20 protein-coding genes are annotated in these 24,636 nt (G+C 70.0%); 12 read left to right on the forward strand and 8 right to left on the reverse strand.

All coding sequences use genetic code 11. The features are described 5' to 3' along the window. Positions 1-52: 52 nt before the first annotated feature. The 5 genes from Pmi06nite_RS23895 (at position 53) to Pmi06nite_RS23915 (ending at position 6,279) form a co-directional block, all read left to right on the forward strand. Positions 53-544, forward strand: coding sequence for a metallophosphoesterase family protein (locus Pmi06nite_RS23895; RefSeq protein ID WP_203955334.1), 492 nt, complete (start codon positions 53-55; stop codon positions 542-544). A gap of 76 nt (positions 545-620) precedes the next feature. Beyond that, positions 621-1,034 carry a PH domain-containing protein gene (locus Pmi06nite_RS23900; protein WP_203955335.1) on the forward strand — a complete coding sequence of 138 codons (414 nt, stop codon included), beginning with the start codon at positions 621-623 and terminating at the stop codon, positions 1,032-1,034. Between the two features lie 75 nt (positions 1,035-1,109). Further along, the gene (locus tag Pmi06nite_RS23905) at positions 1,110-1,523 is read left to right on the forward strand and encodes a DUF3592 domain-containing protein (protein WP_203955336.1); all 414 of its coding nucleotides are present in this window, start codon (positions 1,110-1,112) and stop codon (positions 1,521-1,523) included. A 726-nt stretch (positions 1,524-2,249) separates the two neighbouring features. Beyond that, on the forward strand, positions 2,250-4,709 hold the full coding sequence (locus Pmi06nite_RS23910) for a CehA/McbA family metallohydrolase (RefSeq protein WP_203955337.1): 2,460 nt from the start codon (positions 2,250-2,252) through the stop codon (positions 4,707-4,709). 106 nt (positions 4,710-4,815) lie between these two features. Continuing rightward, positions 4,816-6,279: a WS/DGAT/MGAT family O-acyltransferase gene (locus Pmi06nite_RS23915; protein ID WP_203955338.1), complete on the forward strand. Its 1,464-nt coding sequence runs from the start codon at positions 4,816-4,818 to the stop codon at positions 6,277-6,279. Between the two features lie 96 nt (positions 6,280-6,375). Here the strand turns inward: Pmi06nite_RS23915 and Pmi06nite_RS23920 are convergent, their stop codons facing one another. From Pmi06nite_RS23920 to Pmi06nite_RS23940, 5 genes are all read right to left on the reverse strand, one after another. Then, positions 6,376-8,040 (reverse strand): serine/threonine-protein kinase, encoded by a 1,665-nt coding sequence (locus tag Pmi06nite_RS23920; protein ID WP_203955339.1) that lies wholly within the window; start codon positions 8,038-8,040, stop codon positions 6,376-6,378. An 80-nt stretch (positions 8,041-8,120) separates the two neighbouring features. Next, a complete protein-coding gene (locus Pmi06nite_RS23925) occupies positions 8,121-9,431 on the reverse strand; it encodes an NAD(P)/FAD-dependent oxidoreductase (protein ID WP_203955340.1) in 1,311 nt (436 codons plus the stop codon). A 296-nt stretch (positions 9,432-9,727) separates the two neighbouring features. Beyond that, positions 9,728-11,314 carry a monocarboxylate uptake permease MctP gene (mctP, locus tag Pmi06nite_RS23930; protein WP_203955341.1) on the reverse strand — a complete coding sequence of 529 codons (1,587 nt, stop codon included), beginning with the start codon at positions 11,312-11,314 and terminating at the stop codon, positions 9,728-9,730. After that, the gene (locus tag Pmi06nite_RS23935; protein ID WP_203955342.1) at positions 11,311-11,514 is read right to left on the reverse strand and encodes a DUF3311 domain-containing protein; all 204 of its coding nucleotides are present in this window, start codon (positions 11,512-11,514) and stop codon (positions 11,311-11,313) included. Before Pmi06nite_RS23935 ends, mctP begins: the two co-directional genes overlap by 4 nt. Positions 11,515-12,207: 693 nt before the next feature. Beyond that, positions 12,208-13,857 (reverse strand): CocE/NonD family hydrolase, encoded by a 1,650-nt coding sequence (locus Pmi06nite_RS23940; protein WP_308442526.1) that lies wholly within the window; start codon positions 13,855-13,857, stop codon positions 12,208-12,210. Between the two features lie 274 nt (positions 13,858-14,131). Between Pmi06nite_RS23940 and Pmi06nite_RS23945 the strand changes: the two genes are divergently transcribed. The 5 genes from Pmi06nite_RS23945 (at position 14,132) to thyX (ending at position 20,187) form a co-directional block, all read left to right on the forward strand. Then, on the forward strand, positions 14,132-16,258 hold the full coding sequence (locus tag Pmi06nite_RS23945) for an anthranilate synthase component I (protein WP_203955343.1): 2,127 nt from the start codon (positions 14,132-14,134) through the stop codon (positions 16,256-16,258). Between the two features lie 109 nt (positions 16,259-16,367). After that, positions 16,368-17,537, forward strand: a complete 1,170-nt coding sequence (locus Pmi06nite_RS23950; protein WP_239114165.1) for an amidohydrolase family protein — start codon at positions 16,368-16,370, stop codon at positions 17,535-17,537. A gap of 61 nt (positions 17,538-17,598) precedes the next feature. Next, the gene (locus tag Pmi06nite_RS23955; RefSeq protein WP_203955344.1) at positions 17,599-18,489 is read left to right on the forward strand and encodes an ABC transporter ATP-binding protein; all 891 of its coding nucleotides are present in this window, start codon (positions 17,599-17,601) and stop codon (positions 18,487-18,489) included. After that, complete coding sequence (locus Pmi06nite_RS23960) at positions 18,486-19,268, forward strand: ABC transporter permease (RefSeq protein ID WP_203955345.1); 783 nt, start codon at positions 18,486-18,488, stop codon at positions 19,266-19,268. Before Pmi06nite_RS23955 ends, Pmi06nite_RS23960 begins: the two co-directional genes overlap by 4 nt. Before the next feature lie 136 nt (positions 19,269-19,404). After that, a complete protein-coding gene (thyX, locus tag Pmi06nite_RS23965; RefSeq protein WP_203955346.1) occupies positions 19,405-20,187 on the forward strand; it encodes an FAD-dependent thymidylate synthase in 783 nt (260 codons plus the stop codon). A gap of 19 nt (positions 20,188-20,206) precedes the next feature. Here the strand turns inward: thyX and Pmi06nite_RS23970 are convergent, their stop codons facing one another. The 3 genes from Pmi06nite_RS23970 to Pmi06nite_RS23980 form a co-directional block, all read right to left on the reverse strand. Further along, complete coding sequence (locus Pmi06nite_RS23970; RefSeq protein ID WP_203955347.1) at positions 20,207-20,515, reverse strand: ubiquitin family protein; 309 nt, start codon at positions 20,513-20,515, stop codon at positions 20,207-20,209. A 1-nt stretch (position 20,516) separates the two neighbouring features. Next, entirely contained in the window at positions 20,517-21,593 is a 1,077-nt protein-coding gene (locus Pmi06nite_RS23975) for a WD40/YVTN/BNR-like repeat-containing protein (protein WP_203955348.1), read from the reverse strand. Positions 21,594-21,688: 95 nt separating this feature from the next. After that, the gene (locus Pmi06nite_RS23980) at positions 21,689-22,804 is read right to left on the reverse strand and encodes a globin domain-containing protein (protein ID WP_203955349.1); all 1,116 of its coding nucleotides are present in this window, start codon (positions 22,802-22,804) and stop codon (positions 21,689-21,691) included. A 311-nt stretch (positions 22,805-23,115) separates the two neighbouring features. Between Pmi06nite_RS23980 and Pmi06nite_RS23985 the strand changes: the two genes are divergently transcribed. Beyond that, on the forward strand, positions 23,116-23,799 hold the full coding sequence (locus Pmi06nite_RS23985; RefSeq protein WP_203955350.1) for a gamma-glutamyl-gamma-aminobutyrate hydrolase family protein: 684 nt from the start codon (positions 23,116-23,118) through the stop codon (positions 23,797-23,799). 40 nt (positions 23,800-23,839) lie between these two features. Then, complete coding sequence (locus Pmi06nite_RS23990; RefSeq protein WP_203955351.1) at positions 23,840-24,622, forward strand: enoyl-CoA hydratase/isomerase family protein; 783 nt, start codon at positions 23,840-23,842, stop codon at positions 24,620-24,622. The last annotated feature ends 14 nt before the right edge of the window (positions 24,623-24,636 follow it).

Here is a 24,636-nt window from a genome sequence, read left to right on the forward strand (position 1 = left end):
TGATCCCCAGCCGACTTCCGGTGTCCGCGGGCGGTTCGAGGAGGATGGAACGATGAGGCTCGTGGTCCTGTCGGACACCCACGCCCCGCGACGGTGGAAGTCCTGCCCGCCGGCGGTGGCGGAGCATCTTCGCGGGGCCGATCTGATCCTGCACGCCGGAGACGTCTGCACGGCGGAGGTGCTGGTCGAGCTCACGGCGTACGCGCCCGTCCGGGCGGTGCTGGGCAACAACGACGGGCCGGACGTGGCCGCGTGGGGCGCGCCGGAGACCCTGGAACTCCAGGTCGACGGCCTACGGATCGCGATGATCCACGACAGCGGGCAGGCCACGGGGCGGACTGCCAGGATGCGCCACCGGTTCCCTGGCGCGGACCTCGTCGTCTTCGGCCACTCGCACATCCCGATGGACCTGACGGGCGACGGCGTCCGGATCTTCAACCCGGGCTCTCCGACCGACCGCCGCAGGCAGCCGAAGGGCACCGTGGGCGTCCTCGACGTCGAGGACGGCCGTGTCGTCGAGGCCAGGATCCTCCCGGTGACATAGCCGTCACCGGGCTCTGGGGACGCCACGGCGTGGGGCAAGATCTGCGGACGGGTCTCCGAGGGGTTACGCTCTCACGGTGGCTGATGTTGAGGGGCCGCGGCACGAATGGCGGGTGCCCTGGCAGGTCACTGTTCTGAAGGCCGCCGGCGTAGCCGTCTGCGTGGGGCTGGCGCTCATCGGTGACCGCCGGCAGCTTCTGCTTGCCGGAATCGCCGCCGTCGGGTTCGCCGTGCTCGTGTTCCGTGATCTCTTCGCGCCCGTACGGCTGGCCGTGGGGGACGACGGGCTGATCGTCACCGGGCTCGCCGGCAAGGAGCGGATCTCCTGGAACGACGTCGACAGGATCCGGGTGGACAGCCGCCGGCGCTACGGCCTGACCACCGAGCTGCTTGAGATCGACGCGGGGGAGCAGATCCATCTGTTCAGCCGCTTCGATCTGGGTGAGTCGGTGTTCGACGTGGCCGAGACCTTGATGCGCCTGCGACCCTGACCGTTTCCGGGGAAGCTGCCGGCCGGGCAAGGCGATCGCAAGCCGGGGGCAAGCCCGACGCCCTACGGTGCGAACGTGCCACCGGACATCCTGTTCCCCCTCGTTCTCGGCGTCGTCGGCGTCGTCACCGCTCTGGTCGGCGGCGGGCTGGGCATCGGCGCCCGCCGGTTTCGCAGGCGCGCCGAGCGCGTGGAAGGGGAGGTCGTCCGGCTGCGCCCGAGCCGGTCCCGCAACGGCCGCATCGTCTACCACCCGACAGTGCGCTTCACGACGGTCTACGGCCAGCGGGTGGAGGCCGAGTCCCCGCTGGGAGGCACGCCGCCTCCGGCCATGCCGGGGGACAAGGTCCCGGTTCTGTACGACCCGGCCAGGCCCACCCGGGTCCGCATCGACAACGCGACGGGCAACGGATTCCTCGCCGGAATGATCTTCCTCGGCACAGCCCTGGCAATCCTCTCCGCCGCCCTCCTCACCCTCCTCCGCGCGTGATCATGCACAGGTTCGTGATCAAGCGCCCCGACCTGCCCTTTCCCTCGCCGTGATCATGCACAGGTTCGGAAAAGTGGCCGCCGACCTGCCCCTTCACCGTTCGTGATCATGCACAGATTCGGGATCATGGGCCTTGGCCTGGTGTCGTCTCCACCGTGATCATGCGCGGTTTCGGGAACGCGCCGCCTGGCCTGCGCTTCCCATACCCGTGATCATGTACGGCTGGGCGATCGGCCTGCCTCCCTTGGCCTGGATCAGGGCCATCCATGAGTACGCCGGAACGGCCGTAGCTCTGCGGCATGCAGGTTCGCCGCCGCGACGAATCGGGGGCCCTTGTGATGGGGCGCAGTAGCGATTGCATGATCACGAGCATCGTTTCGCCTGCCCAGGGCCCACATCGGGGATTCCGTGCATGGTCACGGATGACATCGCCGCAGGTCGAGGATGCTGATCCAGAACCTGCACATGATCACGAAACGTGAATGAGCAGGTCAGTGGCCACTTCTCCGAACCCGTGCATGATCACGGTGAAGGACAGGGCAGTTCAAGGCGCTTGATCACGAACCTGTGCATGATCACGGCGGGGGGTGGGGGTGTCCTAGTGATTAATAAATCGGACATTCAGGATTTTGGTGGCATTCAGCTTGGACGGGAGTGGGCTGGCTAGCGTTCGACGGGTTTCACCTCCGGGATCACCTCGGCGCCGGCAACAGATGGGGAACGTCAATGGAGCTGAACAGAAGGCGGTTCATGGTCGTCGGAGGAACGGCGGTCGCGGCCGCCGGACTTTCCGTGGAGCAGGCGGCCGCACAGGCCGCGACCGCCCAGTCGACGGCCTCCGCACAGTCGAAGAAGGCGGCGCCGCGAGGGGAGTGGCTGGCGGGGGAGACCCACGCGCACGACGACCACTCGGCCGACGGCAGTCTCCCCCGCCAGACCTCCAAGCAGGCTCTGCCGGGGAACCTCCCCGTCAGCGACCAGATCGGCGAGGCGGAGCGGGTCGGGCTGGACTTCCTGCCGCTGACCGACCACCGCACCTACGACCAGCACTGGGACCCCCAGTGGCACTCGTCGAAGCTGCTCCTGATCCCGGGGGAGGAGGCGAACGGCTCCCCGCACGCCACCGTCCTCGGAGCGGTCGACACCATCGTGGACGGGGCGAACCCGCCCGGCTCCGCTGCGTTCCGGCACGTCCAGCAGTCGATCTGGGACGCGCACGCACAGGACGCGTCGTGGGGGACGGCCCACCCCGACGACGGCGAGTACACCCGCGAAGCGGGTCCCAACGACAACGCCAGCGCTCAGGGAGTGAACACGGTCGAGGTGTGGAACGTCGCCTCCGACCCGGACGCTGAGATCGACTACGCCGAGAACCGATGGAACAAGGGGTTCCGCTTCGGCGCGGTCGGGGCGAGCGACTGCCACTTCCGCGAGGTGTGGGGGAAGGCGAGCCCCGGCCAGCCGACCACCTGGGTGTTCGCGGCCGAGCGCTCGGTGCGCGGGATCCTCGACGCGATCCGCGCCGGGCGCACGGCGGTCTCGGCCACCCCTCAGGGGGCGTTCGTCACGATCGAGGCCGACGTCGACGGTGACGGCGTGTTCGAGGCCATCGGGGGAGACGAGGTGATCGTCCGTGACCGCCGTCTGCCGAAGAAGGCCCGCCTCCGCGTGCGCATCCGCGGCGGCGCCGGCGCCAAGGTCCTCGTCTACGCGTCCCCTGGCCGTACGGCCGGCCCGCTGGCGACCTTCACCCCCGGCTCGGCCGACCAGACGTATCTCGTCCCCTTCACCCTCGACGGCACGCACAACTGGTTCCGGGCCGAGGTCCGCGCGCCGGGCGACCCGTCGGGGGTGGACGCCGACCCGACGCTCCCCGACCAGTTGCGGGCGGCCACCTCGCCGGTGTTCGTCTCCCTGAAGGCGCCGGCCGTACCGGCTCCGGAGATCGCCCTTCCCCTCGCGGAGACCCGCGACGACCGGGCGTCCCTGGTGCTCGGCGAGACCGGTGAGTTCGCGGGCTTCGCCGACGTCGCCGGGCACGGCGGGGTCGCCCATGTCGTCGCCCAGGTCCATCGGGACCACCGGACCTCCGTCGTCTACCGCCGGGTGGAGTCGCACGGGCACTCCGCCCACACGCTGGAACTGTCGGCGGGCTCACCCACCGCCTGCTCTCCGCGGGTGGCGGCGTCGGGCGACGACGTCTGGGTCGTGTGGCAGGACTCGCGGGGCCAGGAACGGCCGCACCGGTCGCAGATCTTCCTGCGCCACAGCCGGAACGGGGGGCGTTCCTTCGAGCCGGCCGTCCGCCTCACCGACACCCAGGGCCGGGCGATCCACCCGGCGGTCTCGGTCCTGGACGGCAGGCACGCCGTCGTCGCCTGGGCCGACAACGACGGCGGCGCGTTCGACGTCTACGCGCAGGTGATCGGCGTCGACGAGGCCCCCGTCAACCTGTCGGCGCCGGGCAAGACCGTCACCGCGGGCACGCCCGCCACGGACGCGCGGTCGCCGCGGTACCCGGCCTCGCTGTTCCCCGCGATCGCCGTCGGTGAAGACAAGAGCGTCGTGGTCACCTGGCAGGACAACCGGTTCGACCCCGACCCGCTGTGGACGGGGCACACCCCGCCCGCCGGCCAGCCCGCCGGTGGCGGCACCGACCCGGACAACTGGCAGATCGTGGCGAGCGTTCGCGACGCCAAGGGACGCGACTGGACGACGCCCGTGCAGGTGAGCGCCGCCACGGACACGGCGGACCGGCACCCGGCCATCGCCAGGGACCGCGACGGCGCGTTCGTGATCATGTGGGAGACCAAGAAGCTGCAGAGCTCGGGGGCGAACCTGTCCCTGCGCGCCTGCCGGTCGGCCGATGGGGGCAGGACCTGGTCGGCCTCCGAGCCGGTCGGGCTGAACCCGGATGCGATCAGCCAGCGTCCCAGCCTGAGCCAGGGGTCGGACGGCTCGGTCCACGCGGTCTGGTACGACACCCGTTCCGCCGACTGGCGGTGGAAGCTCTTCACGTCCCGGCTCGACCGGACCAGGGGATGGACGGCGCCGGTGCAGCTCAGCACCCTCGGCAACGGCACCTTCCCGTCCGCAGGCGACGGCTTCGTGGTCTTCACCAGCGATCGGCGGGCCACCCGCACCCAGCGGGACGGCACCCAGCAGATCTTCCTGCTGCGCGTCTAGGCTGGCGACCGTCGCCCGCACCGGGCCCGCCCTCCGATTTCACCATCCGGAGACGGGCGCGGTGCGGCGGCGGTCCAAGGTCGGATTTCGGGGCAGGGAGTAGGTCATGGGACGGCAGCTCAGCGCCCTCGACGCGCAGTTCCTCAACTTCGAGACGGCCACGAACCTCGCGCACATCGCGGGGCTCACCATCCTCGACCCGTCGACCGCGCCCGGAGGGGTGATCACCCGGGGCGATCTGGTCGGCCTGCTCCGCGAGCGGCTCCACCTCGCGCCGCCGCTGCGGCGCCGTCTGGTGGAGGTGCCGCTGGGTCTCGATCACCCCTACTGGGCGGAGGACGAGGAGGTCGACTTCGACTACCACGTCCGCGAGCTCGCGCTGGCGCCGCCGGGCAGCGATCACCAGCTCGCCGCCCAGGCCGCCCGGCTGCACAGCAGGCGGCTCGACCGGCGGCGCCCGCTCTGGGAGCTCTACCTGATCCACGGGCTCGCGGGCGGACGGGTGGCGGTCTACACCAAGGTGCATCATTCGGCCGTCGACGGCGTGACCGGCGCCGAGGTGCTGGCGGCGCTCATGGACTTCACCCCGGAGCCGCGGGAGGTCCCGCCGTTGGAGGACACGCCCGACGTGCCGGTCTGGGAGTCGGCGGAGCGCGCCCCCGAACCCCTCGAGATGATCATCAGGGGCGTCGCCCGGGTTCTGGACAACCCGCTGGCCCTGATGCGGTTCTTCGGCGAGGCCGTTTCGAGGCTGGACGAGGTGCCGATCGTCTCCCAGATCCCGGGCGCCGGGATGCTGGCCCGCCTGATCCGCGGCGGCACCGACCTGCCGGGACTGCCGCGGATGTCGGTGCCGCGCACGCCGTTCTCCGGACGGGTGTCGGAACACCGCAGGTTCGCGTTCGGCGCGCTCCCGCTGGCGGAGGTCAAGCACGTCAAGAACGCCTTCGGCGTCACCGTCAACGACGTCGTGCTGGCGCTGTGCGCGACGGCCCTGCGGCGCTGGCTGGACAAACGAGACGAACTGCCCCGCCTGCCGTTGGTCGCAGGCATCCCCATCTCGACCCGGGGGGAACTGCCCGACGACTCCCTCGCCAACGAGGTCATGCTGGCGATGACGACGATCCCGACCGACGTCGCCGACCCGGAGGAGCGCCTGAAGTCGGTCAACCAGGCCATGAAGCTCGTGAAGGAGCGGTTCGCGGCGGCTCCGGCGACGTGGCTGCTGGAGTTCAGCCAGGCCATGCCGGCCGCGCTGAGCGCCCTCGCCAACCGCTCGGCCTTCCGGCTCGCATCCCGTACGGCTCCCGCGGTGAACCTGCTCATCTCCAACGTCCCGGGGCCCCAGTCGCCCCTCTACATCTGCGGCGGGCGGGTGCTGGCCCAGTACCCGATGTCGGTGATCACCGATGTGAGCGGCGGGATCAACATCACGGTGTTCTCCTACGACGGCCGGATCGACTTCGGCATCGTCGTCGACAGGGAGATGGTCCCCGACGTCTGGGACCTCATCGACTACCTGAGGGACGGCCTCGCGGAGCTCACCGAACTGGCCGGACGGCAGCGGTAGCCGTTCGTCCTCGTCCGGCCCGGTCAGCGCGGACGGCGAGGATGCGCTTCGCCTCGTCGGCTCGGGACGGCCGAGGCCGCGCGTCTTCCAGCCCGGTCAGTTCGGGACGGTGAAGGCGCTGCCCGTCGTGTCCTTGCCGGTCACGTGACCGATGCAGCGGTAGACCCGGGAACCCGCCGCGAACCGGGCGGCGCTCGGCGGCAGCACGTCGACCTCCCACCTGTCGGGTGTCAGTTTCGCCGCGGCGCCGTGCCGCGACCTGAGCAGGATGTCCATGGTGCACAGGCCGGCCACGGCGGGGTGTTGGGCCACCGTCTCCTGGTCGCTCGTGGTCAGGTCGAGGGGCAGGGGCGCGATGGCGAAGGTCTCCCAGGAGTGCGGGCCGTCGCAGGACGCGGGCCGCGCGGTCGTGTCCCCCGCGACCGACGTCAGTCCGTGCCAGCACTCCGGCTTGACGACGCACGCGGCTCCCATCACACCCGCGGCGGTGGAGGCCGGACAGCCGGTGGAGGTGACGGGGACCTCGTAGTTGGGCGGCGGCGGGCCTCCGGGCTGCCCCGGCGGCGGCCCTGGTGGCTGCCCCGCGCGGGGTGGCGGCGGTCCGAGACGGTCGATGATCAGGACGCCGATCCCGGCGGCGAGCAGAAGCGCGAACACCGCGGCCACGACCGCGAAGATCGTCGACTGCCGCGAGCCTCCTGACGGCAGACCGGATGGGACGGTGTGGGGTCTGCCCGCCTCGGAGAGCAGCCCCGGCCCCGTCGACTGCGGGTCCGCCGACGGCCGCCCGGCGCCAGGACCGGTCATGGCGTAGGGCGGCGCGGCCGGGTTCGCCGTCGACGACGCCCCGCGGACGCCGTAAGGCCCGGAAGACACGGGAGATCCGGAAGACATGGGAGACCCGGGGGACATGGACGAGCCGTCGACGTCCAGGGCGGCCAGCGCGTCGCGGAACTCGGCGGGCGTCTGGATGCGCTGCGCGGGATCAGTGGCCATGGCGTGCCTGAGCACGGCGGTCAACGCCGGCGGAACGCCGGGGATCTCGGGGATGGGCCGCCGATGCAACACCATGATCACCGCGAGGTTGACCACACCGCCTTCGGGGAAGCGGGGCGGCCTGCCCTGCAACAGCGCGTAGAGGGTGGCGGCCAGCGCGTACACGTCCCCGGCGGCGGTGGGCTCGGTCAGGTCGAAGGCCTCCGGAGGGGCGTACGCGGGGGTGAGCGACTCCCTGGTCACCGACATCTCGCTCCGCGCGGGATCGCCCCCCGGCCGTGTGGCCAGCCCGAAGTCGGTCAGGGCCACCATCCCGTAAGAGTTGATCAGGATGTTGGCCGGCTTGACGTCCCGGTGCAGCACTCCGCTCGCGTGGGCGGCGGCGAGCGCGTCGGCGATCTTGATTCCGATGTCGCGGACCTCGTGGACGCCCAGCGGGCCGTTGCGCTTCAGCTGGTCCGCCAGCGATCCGCCGGGGCACAGTTCCAGCACCATGTACGGCCGGCCGTCGGGGAGCACGCCCGCGTCGTAGATGTCGGCCACGTGGGGGTGCCCCGACAGGGCGCCCGCCGCCGTCACCTCGCGCATGAACCGCCGCTGGTCGCGCTCGGAGACCAGCACCCGATTGTCGATCTTCAGGGCGACCTCGCGACCCACCGCGAGCTGCCTGGCCCGGTAGACGACGCCGAACCCGCCCTGGCCGAGGAGGCCGAGCACCTCGTATCCCGGCACCAGTGGCGCGCCCGCCTCGTCCACCTTCGCCACCTCCTCGCCTGGGTGGAACGTCCGCGTCGCGCACACTACCGGAGTCGGCGCGCCGTCGATCGTTTACGCGAGGACAGGGGTCAGCCGGTGGGTTCGTCCGGTCGTTCGGGAGTTGTTCCGGCGAGCGGGACGGCCTGGCCGTGCACCAGGTCGAGCTGCACCGTCTGGCGGGGCAGCAGCGCGTCGAGCAGCCAGTTGCCGGCGATGCGCGCCCGGCCGCCCGGGACGGCGAGCAGGTGGTATCCCCGGGTGACGGCCTTCGCCGGGAGGCCGGACAGCGGCACGCCCAGCGGGTTGGCCGCCGCCTTGACCCCGCCCAGGTCGACGACGAACCCGAGGTCGCCGTGCTTGTACGGCTCCCGCCTGCCCATGCCCAGGGAGGCGGCGACGTTGTGCGCGACCCGCTTGCCCTGACGGGAGGCGTGCTGGGCGGTCATCGCGGTGTACTGGCCGGGGTTGGTCAGGTCCGGCACCGCCGCGGCGTCCCCGCAGGCGAACAGCTCCGGATGGCCGGGGACGTTCAGGTACTCGTCCGTCAGCAGACGGCCCTTCTCCGTGGGCAGGCCCAGTGACTCGACGAAGGGATCCGGTCGCACGCCCACGCACCAGATCAGCGACCGGGTCGGCACGAACTCCCCGTCGGAGAGCTTGACCCCCTCGGCGGTCGCCTCCGACACGCTCGTGCCGGTGCGGATCTCCATCCCGCGCTTGACCAGGGTCCGGTGCGCGGTCCGGGACAGGTGCTCGTCGAGTTCGGGCAGGATGCGCGGGGCGAGGTCGGCGAGGATCCAGCGGAGCGGCTGGTCGCTCAGACCAGGCCGGTGCCGGCGCGCGTCCCGGGTCAGCAGTTGGCCCTGGGCCGCGACCTCGGTGCCGGTGTATCCGGCGCCGACGACGACGAACGTGCAGCGGGCCCTGCGCTCCTCCGGATCGTCGGAGGCGTCGGCGAGCTCGATCTGACGGATGAGGTGATCGCGCAGGTAGAGAGCCTCGCCGATGCTGCGGAAACCGTGGGCGTGGTCGGCGACCCCCGGGATGGGGAGCAGCTTGTTGACGCTGCCGACCGCGAGAACCAGCCGGTCGTACTCGAGCTCCCGGGAGGTTCCCTCCGGGTCGGTGCAGGTCAAGCGCCGGGCCTGCACGTCGACGGAGTCCACAGTGGCGAGCAGGTGCCGTACGCCCGGGCAGTTGCCGGACAACGGGATCGCGACCTTGCGCGGGTCGAGGATCCCGGCGGCGACCTCCGGTAACAGCGGGAGGTAGAGGAAGTAGTCGGTCGGGTTGATCAGGACGATCTCCGCCGTCCCCCGCGTGATCCGGGCAAGGGTCCTGGCGGCGGTGAAGCCGGCGAAACCGCCTCCGACGACGACCACTCTCTTCCGTTCAGCCATGCTCATGCTCTCCTGGTCCCGGAATCGGTTGCCCTAGATGCGTGCCCTTTTTACGCCACATTGAGCATGTGGGGACACGGTATGAACGACGATTCCGCCCCGCAGGATGTGACACCCGCTCGCTGAACCGGGACAGGCGGTCCTGAGATGCCTACCGGCCCCTGAAACAGGGGTCATGGCGGGATTGTGCCTCGATCACCCGGTGTTTCCATGATCAGATCGATGGCTGCGGCGGCCCGGTGACCCGTCCAGGTCACCGGGCCGCGCCGGATGTCAGGTGGCCGTCCCGTGCGGCGTCATGTGGAGCTGGAGACCTCCAGGTCGTGGACACGGGGGTCGCCCTGGTCGGCCGTGTAGTCGTCCGTACGGGTGGCGTCCGGACCGTCGGCGACCTTGGCGGACTTGGCGATGACCGTGCCGAGCAGCGCGACGATCAGGTTGACGGCGAGCGCGAGGAAGCCGGCGTAGATCGTCATCTTGGTGTCCAGGCCCAGCTTGGACAGGGCGAACGCCGAGCTGCCGAAGTGGGCGTGGTTGGTCGCGGGGTTGGCGATGTTGTAGAGCATCAGCACGCCCGCCCCCATGCCGGCGATCCATCCGGCGATCAGGCCGGCCCGGTGGAACCAGCGGGTGAACAGCCCGAGGGCGACGGACGGAAGCGTCTGGAGGATGATGACGCCGCCGATCAGCTGCAGGTCGATCGAGAACTGCGGATCGATGAGCAGGATGAACAGCACGGCGCCGACCTTCACGACCAGCGAGGCGATCTTGCTGGCCGACGCCTGCTGCGCGTCCGTGGCGTCCCGCTTGATGTACTCCCGGTAGATGTTCCTGGTGAACAGGTTGGCGGCGGCGATCGACATGATCGCGGCCGGTACGAGCGCACCGATGCCGACCGCGGCGAACGCCACCCCGGCGAACCAGTCGGGGAACATCTTGTCGAACAGCTGCGGCACGACCGTGTTCACGTCGGTGCCGATGGGCGTCACCCCCGCGGCGATGGCCATGTAGCCGAGCAGCGCGATCAGGCCGAGCAGCACGCTGTAGGCGGGCAGCGCGGACATGTTGCGCTTGATGACGTCGCGGTTCTTGGAGGCCAGGACGCCCGTGACGCTGTGGGGGTAGAGGAACAGCGCCAACGCCGAACCCAGCGCGAGCGTGACGTACTGGAGCTGGTTGTTGGCGTTGAGCAGGATGCCGTCGGTGGCCGCGGGGGTTTTGTCGAACTTGGCCTGGGCAGCGTCGAAGATCGATCCCCAGCCGCCCAGCTGCGTGGGGATGTAGATGACCGCCACGAGGATCACCACGTAGATGAGCGCGTCCTTGACGAAGGCGATCAGCGCGGGGGCGCGCAGCCCGGACTGGTAGGTGTAGGCGGCCAGGATCGCGAAGGCGATGATGAGCGGCAGGTCACCGGTCACCCCCATCGTCTTGAGGACCGCCTCGATGCCGACGAGCTGGAGCGCGATGTACGGCATGGTCGCGACGATGCCGGTGATGGCGACGAGCAGGGCCAGGGTCGGCGATCCGAACCTCGCCCGCACGAAGTCCGCCGGGGTGACGAGCCCGTGCACGTGCGACACCGACCAGAGCCGGATCAGCACGATCATGACCAGGGGATAGACGATCACCGTGTACGGCACGGCGAAGAAGCCCGTCGCGCCGGCGCCGAACAGCAGGGCGGGCACTGCCACGAACGTGTAGGCCGTGTAGAGGTCGCCTCCCACGAGGAACCACGTGATCCACGAGCCGAAGTTGCGGCCGCCGAGCCCCCATTCGTGCAGGCTGGCGATGTCGTCGGGCCGCCGCCAGCGGGAGGCCACGAAGCCCATGCCGCTGACGATCAGGAAGAGGACGGTGAAGATGACGATCTCGGTGGTCATCGGGCCCTCCTCGTCATGTGATAGACGACCAGGGTCGCGGCGACGCTGACGAGGACGAAGCTGAGTTGTAACCAGTAGAACAGCGGGATGCCGAACAACCGCGGCTCAACCGCATTGAACAGGGCTGGTATCAGGGGAATGGCGATCGGCAGCAGGAGCAACCAGTTCCATGGACTGCGATCAGTGCGGGGTGTGGTCATCGCATGCTCCTTCGGACACGGACTGCTCCGCAGCGTAAAGTCCGCAGTGAAAGTGAGGGATCACTGATCGCCAAACGGTCGTGTTGCCGCGACGAGCGACCCTCCTCCCATTTCCAACCCCCCCCGCCGTGATCATGCACAGGTTCGTGAACCCCCGCCATGACCTGCCCGTCCTCCCGCCGTGATCATGCAGAGATTCGGTATCGCACGGATTGACCTGCGTCGATCTCGGGCGTGATCATGCACAGGTTCGGGAATTGCGGTCGTGACCTGGGCTTTCTCCCGGCGTGATCATGCACAAGTTCGGCGGCAAGGCTCGTGAGCTGCGCCCATGCCGACCGTGATCATGCACTCGCGCCGGCCGTCCGCGCCGGCCGTCCGCGCCGGCCGTCCGCGCCGGCCGTCCGCGAATGCTGCCGCATGCCCCGATCGCTCATGTCTGCCAGAGCTGTGCCGGCTCACCACGTGTGTCGTGTACGGCGAAGCCGCACGCCGGAGCTGATCGCGGACGCCCTGTGCATGATCACCATCTGAGAATTCGCAGGTCAGACCGTACGACCACGAATCTGCGCATGATCACGGCGCGCGTTCACGCAGATCAGGGTCCACGACGCCGAACTTGTGCATGATCACGCCGGAAGAAAGCCCAGGTCACGGTCGCGATTCCCGAACCTGTGCATGATCACGCGCAAATCAGGAGAGGTGGGGGAGGATCACGGCGCTGGGGTGGGCGGGGGTGTGCAGGATCTCCTGGTCGGAGGGGTACATGGTGGCGCCGAAGGGCAGCGGGTCGCCGGTCCCCGGATTGCGGGCGATCCGCGGGTAGGCCCCGCTCGCCACATGGACGCGGATCCGGTGGCCGCGGCGGAACCGGTGACCGATCGGCCACAGGTCGACCTCCACCCGGCGTACGCCGTCCCCGTCCGAGGGGATCGAAGGCGTCAGCCGCCTCACACCCTCGCACACGTTCATCGACGACCCGTCGGGGTGCACGTCGCAGACCCGCACCACCATGTCGGTGTGCTCCCGGCTCGACCGCACGTACAGTTCGGCCGTCACCGGCCCGATCACGTCGGTGTCCTCGGCCAGCACGTGCGACGTGTAGACGAGCACGTCCTTCCGGGACTCCAGCCTCCGGTTGTCGCGCGGCTCGGAGTTGCCGATGAGCACGGGGCCGCCGATCACCGGAGTGGGGTTGGCCGGGTCGTACCGGTACGCGTCGGGAGGGGATTCCTGCGGGTTGTCCCGCGACAGCGCGAAACCGGGCTGGAGGTGCCACCGGGCCGGCCGCGTGCTCGCCACCGGCCAGTCCGGGAAGTCCCGCCATTCGTTCGCGCCGGTCACGTAGAGCCGGACGGGGGACGCCCGCAGCCCGGAGGGGTCGCCCATGAGGTGGGCGCGGAACCAGGCGAGCGCGTCGATGTTCGACGCCCTTCCGTGCCGGATGTCGGCGTGGTACCACGGCCCGATCGTGAGGTACGGCTGCCGCCCCGCCGCCCGCATCGCCGCGTAGTCCTTGAGCTGCCACGGCAGGAAGACGTCGTACCAGCCGCCGGTCATCGTGACCTCGGCCGTCACCTCGCCCACGGTGCCCGAGAAGTCTCTCTTCTTCCAGTACGGCGAGGCCGGGTCGGAGTGATTGGCCAGCAGGTCCTGGAAGAACGGCATCGGCCGGCCCGCCGACGCGAGGTCGAGTTCCGACAGCGGGCGTCCCGACAGGACGGCGCGCCGCGTCCGCCACGGGGCCGTCAGCGCCGCCATGCCGCCCAGGCGGCCCTCCATCTGCGTGGTCAGCGTGGTCCAGATGAGCGTGGACTCCAGTGCGAACGCTCCGCCGACGTACGCCGCGTCCCGGAAGTTCGACGCGGTGACCTGGGTCGCCATGGCCGCGAGATCGGGCGTCTCCGAGGCGATCGCCCACTGGTTGTAGCCGAGGTAGGAGGGCCCGTGCATGGCGAAGCTGCCGCCGTACCACGGCTGGGCGCGCATCCAGCCGACGGTCGCGAGCCCGTCCTCGCGCTCGTCGCCCAGGGGGTCGAGCAGGCCGCCGGAGCCGAAGCCGCCGCGGCAGCTCTGAATGATCACCTGGAACCCCTGCCGCGCGAACGTCCAGCCGTACAGCCAGCCGAAGACCCCGGCCCGGCCGTACGGTGTGCGGATCAGGATGGTCGGGGGCTGGGGGGCGCCGACGGGGATGTAGTGGTCGGTCAGCAACGCCACCCCGTCCGGCATGGGGACGGGGATGTCGCGCCGCACCTGCACACGACGAGCGGGTACGCCGGGTGGCCGGGGGAGAACCGGCAGCCGTGGGACGGGTAGCCGGGGAACAGGCAGGTAAGCCACGCTGCCTCCTTAACCTCTTGGTAACAGAATATCAATACTCTGTGTCTTCTTGGGGCCTATCGTACTGTTTGTCCGATTTCATGATCGTATTGGGGCGTTGCCTGATCACGACGCGCGCCGCTACCCTTACGGCATGCGAACTTCCGCAGCCCTTCAGTGGTGGCGCCGCTAGCAGGCGGCGCGGGTTCGTTGTGAGCAGATCGACTGGCCGCCCCGAGAGGCGGCCTTTTATGTGTGTCCGCCCCCGGGGCATACGACTTAAAGGGGCGAGACAGTGGAGACCAGCGGATATACCACCGCAGGGGGCGTCGGGGTCGAGCGCGGCGTGCGCGAGGTGTCCGAGGAGGCCCTCGAAGAGATCGTGACGGCCCTGGGGGAGCGCCGTGGCGGGGCGTTCTCCTCCGGAATGGACTATCCGGGCCGCTACAGCCGCTGGGCATTCGGCTACGTCGATCCCTGCGTGGAGATCGTGGCGAGGGGGCGGCGCATCTCGGCGCGCGCCCTCAACGAGCGCGGCCGCGTCGTCCTGCCCGTCATCGCCTCCTGCCTGCTCGCCGCGGGCAAGCCGGTGTCGGAGCCGGACGCCGGTCACGTCGAGGTCCACGTGGCCGAGTCGGAGGATCTGCTGCCCGAGGAGTTCCGCAGCCGGCGGCCGACGGTCTTCACCGCGATCCGCGAGGTGATCGCCGCCTTCCGGGGCGACGACCCGCACCTGGGGCTCTACGGCGCGTTCGGCTACGACCTGGCATTCCAGTTCGAGCCGATCCGCTACCGCCTCAGCCGCCCGGCCGACCAGCGTGACCTCGTGCTCCACCTGCCCGACCGGCTGGTGGTGATCGACCGGGTCCGCGAGACGAGCATGGAGTACACCTACGACTTCACCGTCGACGGCGTCTCCACCAGGGGCATGGAACGGTCAGGCGACAGCTTCCCGCTCACCATTCCCACCGAAATACCGAAAAATCCGGAAAAGGGGACGTACGCCGAGATCGTCGCCACGGCCAAGGAGAAGTTCAAGCGCGGCGACCTGTTCGAGGTGGTCCCCGGCCAGGTCTTCCACTCCTCCTGCACCGATCCTTCCGCCTTCTACCGGTCCCTGCGCACGAGCAACCCGGCGCCGTACGAGTTCCTGCTCAACCTCGGCGACGGCGAGCACATGGTCGGCGCGTCCCCCGAGATGTACGTCCGGGTGACCGGAGACCGGGTCGAGACGTGCCCGATCTCCGGCACGATCGCCAGAGGTGCCGACCCGGTCGAGGACGCCGAGGCCATCAGGACCCTCCTGTCCAGCGTGAAGGAGGAGTCCGAGCTGACCATGTGCACCGACGTGGACCGCAACGACAAGTCGCGGATCTGCGTCCCCGGCAGCGTGAAGGTCATCGGCCGCCGCCAGATCGAGATGTACTCCCGGCTGATCCACACCGTCGACCACATCGAGGGCCGGCTGCGCCCCGAGTTCGACGCCCTCGACGCGTTCCTCACCCACATGTGGGCCGTCACCGTCACGGGGGCCCCGAAGACGTGGGCCATGCAGTTCATCGAGGACCACGAGGAGACTACCCGCCGCTGGTACGGCGGAGCCGTCGGCTTCATCGGCTTCGACGGCTCCATGAACACCGGCCTCACCCTGCGGACGGCCCAGATCCGCGACGGGGTCGCCGCGGTCAGGGCGGGGGCGACACTGCTGTACGACTCCGACCCCGAGGCCGAGGAGCGGGAGACCGAGCTCAAGGCCAGTGCCCTGCTCGCCGCGCTGGCCGCCGTCGGCCGTGACCGGGCGGAGACCGCGCCGGAGAGGGCCGCCGACCTGCCGGGCGAGGGCCACAAGGTGCTCTTGGTCGACTATGAGGACTCGTTCGTCAACACCCTGGCCGATTACTTCCGCCAGCAGGGCGCCTCCGTCGTGACCTTGCGGCACGGCTTCCCGCCGGAGACGATCGAGGAGATCGCGCCCACTCTGGTCGTGCTCTCGCCCGGCCCCGGCTGGCCGTCCGACTTCGGCGCCTCCGCCCTGATTGAGGCGGTGTACGCCAAGGGCCTGCCGGTCTTCGGCGTCTGCCTGGGACTCCAGGCGATGGTCGAGCACGCGGGCGGCACGCTGGAGCTGCTGCCGTACCCCGAACACGGCAAGCGCGGCCACGTCCGCCGCGAGGGCCCGAGCGCGCTGCTGGAGGGCCTGCCGGAGGAGTTCGTCGCGGCCCGCTACCACTCGGTGCACGCCAAGGAGCCCGGCGTGCGCGGGTTCACGGTCACCGCGTCCACCGAGGACGGCGCGGCCATGGCGATCGAGGACGTGGAGAACCGGCGTTTCGGGGTGCAGTTCCACCCCGAGTCGATCCTCACCACGCAGGGTGGCGCCGGGGCCCGGATCATCGCCAACGTCCTGCGGCTCGCCCGCTGAACCCGCCGAGCCCGGCTGGGTGAACCCGCCGAGCCCGCCCGGGTAAAGCAGGTAAAGAGGGACGCGAAAGCCGCGCCGGCACGGGAGTGGAGCCGTAAAGTCCACTCCCGTGCCGGAGATCAGAGTGGACGACGCGCTGCCCGTGCCCCTGCCCGACCCGGTCCGTGCCGCGCTCGTCGCCCCGATGGTCGACCACCACTGTCACGGCGTACGGCGCGACGACCTGTCCAGGTCGGAGTTCGAGACTCTGATCACGGAGGCCGGCACACCCGCGCCGCCCGGCACCACGCACTTCGACACTCCCGCGGGCATGGCGATCCGGCGCTGGTGCGCCCCCGCTCTCGACCTCGAGCCGCACGTGTCGCCCGCGGTCTACCTGTCCCGCAGGGCGGAACTCGGCGCGGCCGAGGTGAACCGCCGGCTGCTGAGGAAGGCGGGCATCGCGGCCTTCCTGGTGGACACCGGGCTCGACCGGCCCGAGCTGCTCAGCGCGGCCGAGATGGGCCGGACGGGCGGGGCGGCGGCCGACGAGGTGGTCCGGCTGGAGCAGATCGAGCAGGAGGTCGCCACCGCCGGCCTTTCCGCCGTGGGCTACGTGAAGGCGCTGCGCGACGAGCTCGCCGTCAGAGCCGCGCGCGCGGTGGGGCTGAAGTCGATCGCCGCCTACCGCTGCGGGCTCGGATTCGACCCCTCCCGGCCGTCCAGGGGAGCCGTGATCGCCTCCGCGGGCCGGCGGCTGTCCGATCCCAAGGAGCGGCTCACCGACCCCGTACTGGTGCGGCATCTGCTCTGGGCGGCGGTCGACGTCGCGAGGGAGCGGAGCCTGCCGCTCCAGTTCCACTGCGGCTACGGCGACGCCGACCTCGACCTGCACCGCTCGGACCCCTCACTGCTGACGGGGTTCATCCGGGCGGTCGCGCCGTCCGGGATGCCCGTCGTCCTGCTGCACTGCTACCCGTTCCACCGCCAGGCGGCCTACCTGGCGGCGGTCTTCCCGCACGTCTACGTCGACGTGGGCCTGGCGCTGACCTACACGGCCGCGGGGTCTGCCGCGGTCCTCCGGGAGATGCTCGAGCTCGTCCCCTTCCACAAGCAGATGTTCAGCTCCGACTGCTACGGGGTCGCGGAGTTGTGCCTCCTCGGGGCGGTGTACCACCGGCGAGGGCTCGCGCGGGTGCTCGCCGACCGCATCGCCGAGGGGGAGTGGAGCGCGGCGGACGCGGCCAGGATCGCCCACATGATCGGGTCGGGCAACGCCAGACGGGTGTATCGGCTCTGACTCCCGCGGATCATCATCAAGAAGGAGGAAACGCCGCGCAGGCCACAAGATAATCGCCGAGATGACTGCCATTGAGATCCGCGACCTTGCGAAGTCGTTCGGCTCGGTGAAAGCGGTCGACGGGGTTTCCTTCACTGTGGAGGCGGGCTCTGTCACCGGCTATCTCGGTCCCAACGGCGCCGGTAAGACGACAACGCTGCGTAGCCTGCTCGGCCTGGTCACCCCCGACTCGGGGGAGGCGCTCGTCGACGGCAGGCGCTATGTCACGCTGCCCCAGCCTGTGAGCGAGGTCGGGGCCGTGCTCGAAGCCACGAGTTTCCATCCGGGCCGCACGGCCCTCGACCATCTGCGCATCCTGTGCGTCGCCGCGGGCCTGCCCGATCAGCGCGCCGGCGAGTCCCTCGAAATGGTCGGACTCGCCGACGTCGCGGGCAAGCGCGTAGGGGGCTTCTCGCTCGGCATGCGGCAGCGCCTCGCGCTGTCGTCCGCCCTGCTGGGCCGGCCCAAGATCTTCATTCTCGACGAGCCCGCCAACGGCCTCGACCCCGCCGGGATCGAGTGGCTCCGGGGCTTCCTCCGCCATCTGGCCCACGACCAGGGCGCCGCGGTGCTGGTCTCCAGCCACGTGCTCGCCGAGGTCGAGCAGACCGTCGACAACGTGGTGATCATCGCCAAGGGCCGGCTCGTACGGCAGGGCACCCTGAAGGAGCTCATCACGAACGGGGACACGGCCATCCGCGTCCGGGCGTCCAACGCGGCGGATCTCGCTCCGGCGCTGGAGGCGGCGGGGGCCGCCGTAGAGCGGGTGGAGGACGGCCTGCTGCGCGTCCGGGGGATCGACGCCGAGGCCGTCGGGCAGATCGCGCTCGACCGGCGCGTCGTGCTGACCGAGGTGACCCAGGAACGGTCCGACCTGCAGAAGGTCTTTCTCGAGCTGACGGGGGAGCGATGATCGGGCTCGTCAAGGCGGAGCTGCGCAAGCTGTTCACCACGCGCCTGTGGTGGATCATGCTGATCGTCATGGTCGTCCTGGTCGGGGTCAACCTGGCCTTCATCATCGCGTTCGCCGGGGTGAGCCAGAACGGAGGGCCGGCCCTGCCCGAGCGGGACACCATGGAATGGGCCCAGGTCGCCTGGTCGGTCGGCTCGAGCGGCGGGATCTTCGTCATGATCCTCGGAGTGGTCATGATCACCTCCGAGTACCGCTACCAGACGGTCACAGGAACCTTCCTCACCACGCCACGTCGCGAGCGCGTGATCGCCGCCAAGCTGATCACCGGTCTCCTGATCGGGTTGTTGTTCGCACTCGTGATCCTGGTGTTCGAGGCCGCCACGGTGGTCCCCACGGTGCTGCTCTCCGGTGGGGAGTTCTCCTTGGCGGAGACGCGCATCCCCCAGGTGAGCGTCGGCATCCTGGCGAGTCTGGCCCTCTACGGGCTGTTCGGCATCGGACTCGGGGCGCTGGTGCGCAACCAGATCGCCGGCATCGTCGGCGCGGTGGTGTGGGCGTATGTGATCGAGAGCATCTTCACCGCGATTCCGGCGTTGCATTCGGTGGGCAAGTGGCTGCCGGGCGGGGCCGCCCAGTCCCTGATGAGCATCGACATCGACACCGGGCTCGGCAGGCCCGAATGGCTGCCCGCGTGGGGCGGCGCGCTCGTCCTCGTCGCGTACGGACTGCTGTTCGCCGTCGTCGCCTCGGCCACGACGGTCCGCCGCGACATCACCTGAGCGGACCCCGCGAACGCGGCGAGATCATCCGAGAGCCGATGGACGGCGCGAGGCCGTCCATCGGTAGGGTGTTGGGCCGAGTGAGCCGAGCGGTGGCCCACTCGCCAAGTACGAACAGTGGACGGGGACGGTCATCATGCGCAGTGTGGAACCCGAGGTCTTCATCGTCGCCCGGCCCGAGCTGGACTACGACGAGCTCGCCCGCTACCTGCGGGAGATCGGCGGGGACAGCTGGCTGGATCGGCTGGAGCGCGGCGACTTCGACGCGCAGAACCTCGCGGAGTTCGCCGGGCGGCTGTGCTACCGGTCGTTCGAGCCGGGGCTGAACCCGAACGTGACCCGGATCAGGACCGACCAGACCCAGTACCTCCAGAACATCCTCGCCAGCGCGCACGGGTCGGTGCTCGAGCACATCAACTTCAGCTTCGTCCTGCACAACGTCAGCCGGGTCTTCACCCACGAGCTCGTACGGCACCGGCCCGGTGTGGCCATCTCGCAGGAGTCGCTGCGGTTCGTCCGCCTGTCGGATCTTCCGTTCTGGTTCCCCGACTGGGCCAAGGAGGACGCCGAGCTGATGAAGCGCGCGACCGCGGTGCTCGACCAGCTGGAGGAGTTCCAGACCTGGATGGCCGGCCACTTCGGACTCGACGAGGAGGGTGTGAAGTTCGCCGAGAAGAAGCACCACACCTCGTTCATGCGCCGCTTCGCCCCCGAGGGCCTGGCGACCGGCCTGGTCTGGACGGCCAACGTCCGCGCGCTCAGGCACACGATCGAGTCCCGCACGGCCGTGGGCGCGGAGGAGGAGATCCGCCTGGTGTTCCAGCGGATCGGCGAGCTCATGAAGCAGGAGGCGCCCGCCCTGTTCGGCGACTACGTCGTCGAGGACGGCGCCTGGGTTCCCGGCTGGCGGAAGGTCTGACCCCCGCCGTCCCGCCCGCCTAACCGAGCGCGGGCAGGACGTAGACCTCGGCGCCGGGCGGCAGGGCGCACGACAGTCCTCCGAGGTGTCGTGCGTTCTCCCCGCAGACGAACATGCTGATGTGCCGCCGGATGTGGCCGTCCGCGTCGCGCAGCCGTTCCTCCAGCGAGGGGTGCGTACGGCGGAGCGTGTCGAGGGCGGCCCCGAGCGTGGGGGTGTCCTCGTCCGGCGGCGCCACCGCGAAGACCCTGACCTCGGACCGGTCACCGATCCAGTGCCGGAGCATGTGCGGCACCACGAAGGTGACCAGCGTGACGGGCCTGGTCACCTCAGAGCACCGCCGCACGGACGGTGAGGACGTCGGGAAGGTGGCGGGCGATCAGCGTCCAGCTCAGGCCGGCGTTCTCCGACCTGTACACCTCGCCGTCACGGGTGCCGAAGAAGACGCCCGCTTCGCTGGCGACCAGGGCGTCGCGGAGCACCGTGGAGTGCACCGGCCCGTCCGGCAGACCGTCGCCGAGGCTCTTCCATTCCGCTCCGCCGTCATCGCTGCGGAAGACGTTGTAGCGGTGGCCGACCGGCGTGCGGTCCATGTCGGCGTGCAGCGGGAACACGTAGACCGTGTCGGGATCGGAGGGGTGGACGGTGATCGGGAAGCCGAAGTCCGACGGCAACTCCGAGCCGATGTCCGTCCAGGAGCCCCCGAAGTCGTCGGACCGGTAGACGCCGAAGTGGTGCTGGAGGTAGAGCCGCTCGGGCTTGGCCGGGTGTTGCGCCACCTTGTGCACGCACTGGCCGAACTCGGGATACTGCGCGCCTTCCGGCAGGAAGGGCGCCCGGATGTTCCGGTTGGCGGGCTCCCACGAGGCGCCGCCGTCCGAACTGCGGAAGAATCCGACGGCCGAGGCCGCCACCGCGATGCGACGGGGATCGGTCGGGTGCGGGATGACGGTGTGGAGGCACAGGCCGCCTCCGCCGGGCTGCCACTCGGGCCGGGTGGGGTGGTCCCACAGACCTTCGACGAGCGAGTAGGTCTTGCCGCCGTCCTCGGACCGCCACAACGAAGCGGGCTCGGCGCCCGCCCACACCACGCCGGGCTCAGTCGGCGAGGGCTGGAGTTGCCACACGCGGGCGAGGGAGGCACCCGTCCGCTCGGGGAACGCCACCGGAGGCGTGGCCGCCTCCTGCCACGTCTGCCCGAGGTCGTCCGACCACATCACCGAGGGCCCGAAATGGCCGTACTCGATGCCCGCGAGCAGCCGCGGAGTCTCCCCACGGGTGTCGATCGCCACGGAGTGGACGCCGATGGTGGAGAAGCGGACGGGGTCGACCTCGAAGGGCCCGCCGCCGGACGAGCGTGCGATGAACAGACCCTTGCGCGTGCCGATCGCTAGCAGGGCTTCCATGAACACCTCCTGATGGGCTTCGTGCACGGCCCCTTTCCGGGTTGGGCCCATCGTGCCAGGAGACCGGCGGCCGGTCAGGGAGATACGGGAGTCGGCTAGGGCTCGCCCTGGATGGTGTCGCGATGGATCCGGCACAGGGGCACGCCCGACATCTGCAACCGCTGGACGGTCTCGTTCACCATGGAGCCCGGGCCGCAGACGTAGACCTCGTGCTCGGCCCAGGAGTGGAAGCGCTCCATGACGTCGGGCAGCCGCCCGCGCATCCCGTCGTAGGACTGTTCGTCGGAGACCACGGGTAACACGCGCAACCATGGGAAGCTCGACTCCATTCGGATGAGGTCGTGCATGTCGTAGAGCTCGGCCGAGCGCCGGGCGCCGAAGATCAGGTGAATGTTGGGCCGGCGGCCGGACGCGATGACGTGTTCGACGATGGCCTTGAGCGGGGCCAGTCCCGTGCCGCCCGCCACGAGCAGAATGTCCCGGTCCGACTCGACGGGTGCCATCGTGCCCACAGGCGGGCCGAGCAGGATCTGGTCGCCGATCCGGGTGTGCTGGACGAGTGCCGAGCTGACCCACCCGCCGGGGATGGCACGCACGTGGAGGCGGATGGTGTTGTCGTCGCGCGGCGCGTTGGCGATCGAGAACGTCCGCCAGACCCGTGGCCACCGGGCGGTCTGCACGGTGATGTACTGGCCCGGCGTGAACTCCAGCCGCTGCGCCGGCCGTACCGTGATGACGGCGATGTCGCGAGTCCGGCGGTCGTGGTCGAGGACCTCTCCCAGCCACCAGGGGGGCGCGACACCCGCGTCGGCGGCCGCCGCCTCGATCATGGCGGCGGAGGCCAGGCCGTACGCCTCGACCCAGGCGGACTCGATCTCGTCCGTCCACATGTCGGCGGCGAAATGCTTGATCGTGGCGACGAGGGCGTTGCCCACGGCGGTGTAGTGCTCGTCGACGACACCGTATTTGCGGTGGTCGCGTCCGAGTTGGCCGAGGTAGGCCGTGAGCCCATCGGGACTGTCGAGCAACCAGACGATCCGTGTGAGCGCGCTGAAAAGGCGGTCACGCTGCATGTCCATCGCAGGCGGGAACATCGCCCGCAGTCGTGGGTTCTCCGCGAACAGTCGCCCGTAGAAAAACGCCGCGGCCTTACCCGCGACGGGTTCGATGACGGAGAAGCTCTCTTTGACGAGGCGCGGATTAAGCGTCATCTACTGTGTCCCACCCTTGGGACCGGACCAGCTCCGGTCTTGTCGATCCACCTCCCTGACGGCTCCGGGTGATGAGCGCCGCCAGCCCCGGCTCAACCGCGCTCATTTGGAAGTCTTGCACTCGCAGTCGGACGTCACAACCGATTCTTCACAAGGTGGTGCGAAAACCAACTCATTGTGATTGTCTGGTAATGGATTGTAATCGTGGATGCTTGCTGTTACCTGCGGTAATAGTGAGGCAAGTGGGACAAAGTGAATTCCGGCTACGCCATTATGGTTGTACCGATTTGTAAGACACCCGGGAGATCGCAATGGCGCGTCCGATCGTTGGTATCACCACCTACCTCGAGGCCGCGCGATGGAGCGTATGGGTGAGGGAGGCCGCCATTTCGCCCCAGGCGTACGCCACGGCCGTGGACAAGGCCGGCGGCGCCCCGCTCCTGCTCCCCCCGATCAGTCCCGCCTCCGCGGCCGACTACGTGCGCGGCCTCGACGCGTTGATCCTGGCGGGCGGCGTGGAGATCTCCCCCTCCCTGTACGGCGAGGAGCCGGACAATCGGGTTGAGGAGCCACAGGTCCACCGTGACCGCTTCGAACTGGCCCTTGCCCGGGCGGCGGTGGAGGCGGACCTCCCGGTGCTTGCGATCTCCCGTGGCATGCACATCCTCAACGTGTCCCAGGGCGGCACGCTGATCCCCTGGCTGCCCGACGTCGTCGCCCACGAGCGGCACGAGACGGCCAGGCACGAGATCACCGTGAGCGTCTCCAGCAAGGTCGGCAAGGCGATCGGCGACCACGCCGAGGTGACCGGCGCGCACCGGCAGGGCGTCAGGCGGCTCGGCACCGGGCTGCAGGCGGTCGCGTGGGCGGACGACCAGATCGTGGAGGGGATCGAGATCCCCGGCCACCGGTTCGCCGTCGGCGTCCAGTGGCACCCCGAGCGCGGCACGGACAACCGGCTCGTCGAATCTCTGATGGAGGCCGCGCGGCCGTGACCGTTCCCTCCGGGGTGCCGCGCGGTTACTGTGCCCATGCGTGAGGGACTACGAGAAGCTGAAGATCGACTGGCCGGCCGAGGGCGTGCTGCGGATCGTCATCAGCGAGCCCGGCCGGCTGAACGCGGTGGACCGCACCGGGCACCGTGAGCTCGCCGAGGTGTGGCAGGACGCCGGCGCCGACGACGCGGTCCGCGCGGTGCTCATCCGGGGAGAGGGCGCGGCGTTCTCCGCGGGAGGCGACCTGTCGATGATCGAGGAGATGACGCGCGACCACGCGACCCGCATGCGCGTCTTCGCCGAGGCGCGCGACATCGTCTACAACGTGATCAACTGCCCCAAGCCGGTGGTGTCGGCCATCCAGGGGCCCGCCGTGGGCGCGGGGCTCGCGGTCGCCCTGCTCGCCGACATCTCGGTGGCCGGCCGTACGGCACGCGTGATCGACGGCCACACGCGGCTCGGGGTGGCGGCCGGCGACCACGCGGCGATCATCTGGCCGCTGCTGTGCGGCCTGGCGAAGGCCAAGTACCACCTGCTGCTGTGCGAGCCGGTCTCGGGGGAGCAGGCCGAGGCGATGGGCCTGGTCAGCCTGTGCGTCGACGACGACCAGGTCCACGACAGGGCGCTGGACGTCGCGGTGCGACTGGCGAACGGCTCCGCCGAGGCCATCCGGCTGACCAAGTACGCCCTGAACAACTGGCTCCGGCTGGCGGGCCCGTCGTTCGACGCGTCGCTGGCCATGGAGTTCCTCGGCTTCACCGGTCCGGACGTGGCGGAAGGGGTCCGGGCCGTCCGCGACAAGCGCCCTCCGCGCTTCTCCTGAGGGTCCGCGCGACG

The sequence above is a fragment of the Planotetraspora mira genome, assembly GCF_016863275.1.
In the GTDB taxonomy this organism is placed as follows: Bacteria; Actinomycetota; Actinomycetes; order Streptosporangiales; family Streptosporangiaceae; genus Planotetraspora; species Planotetraspora mira.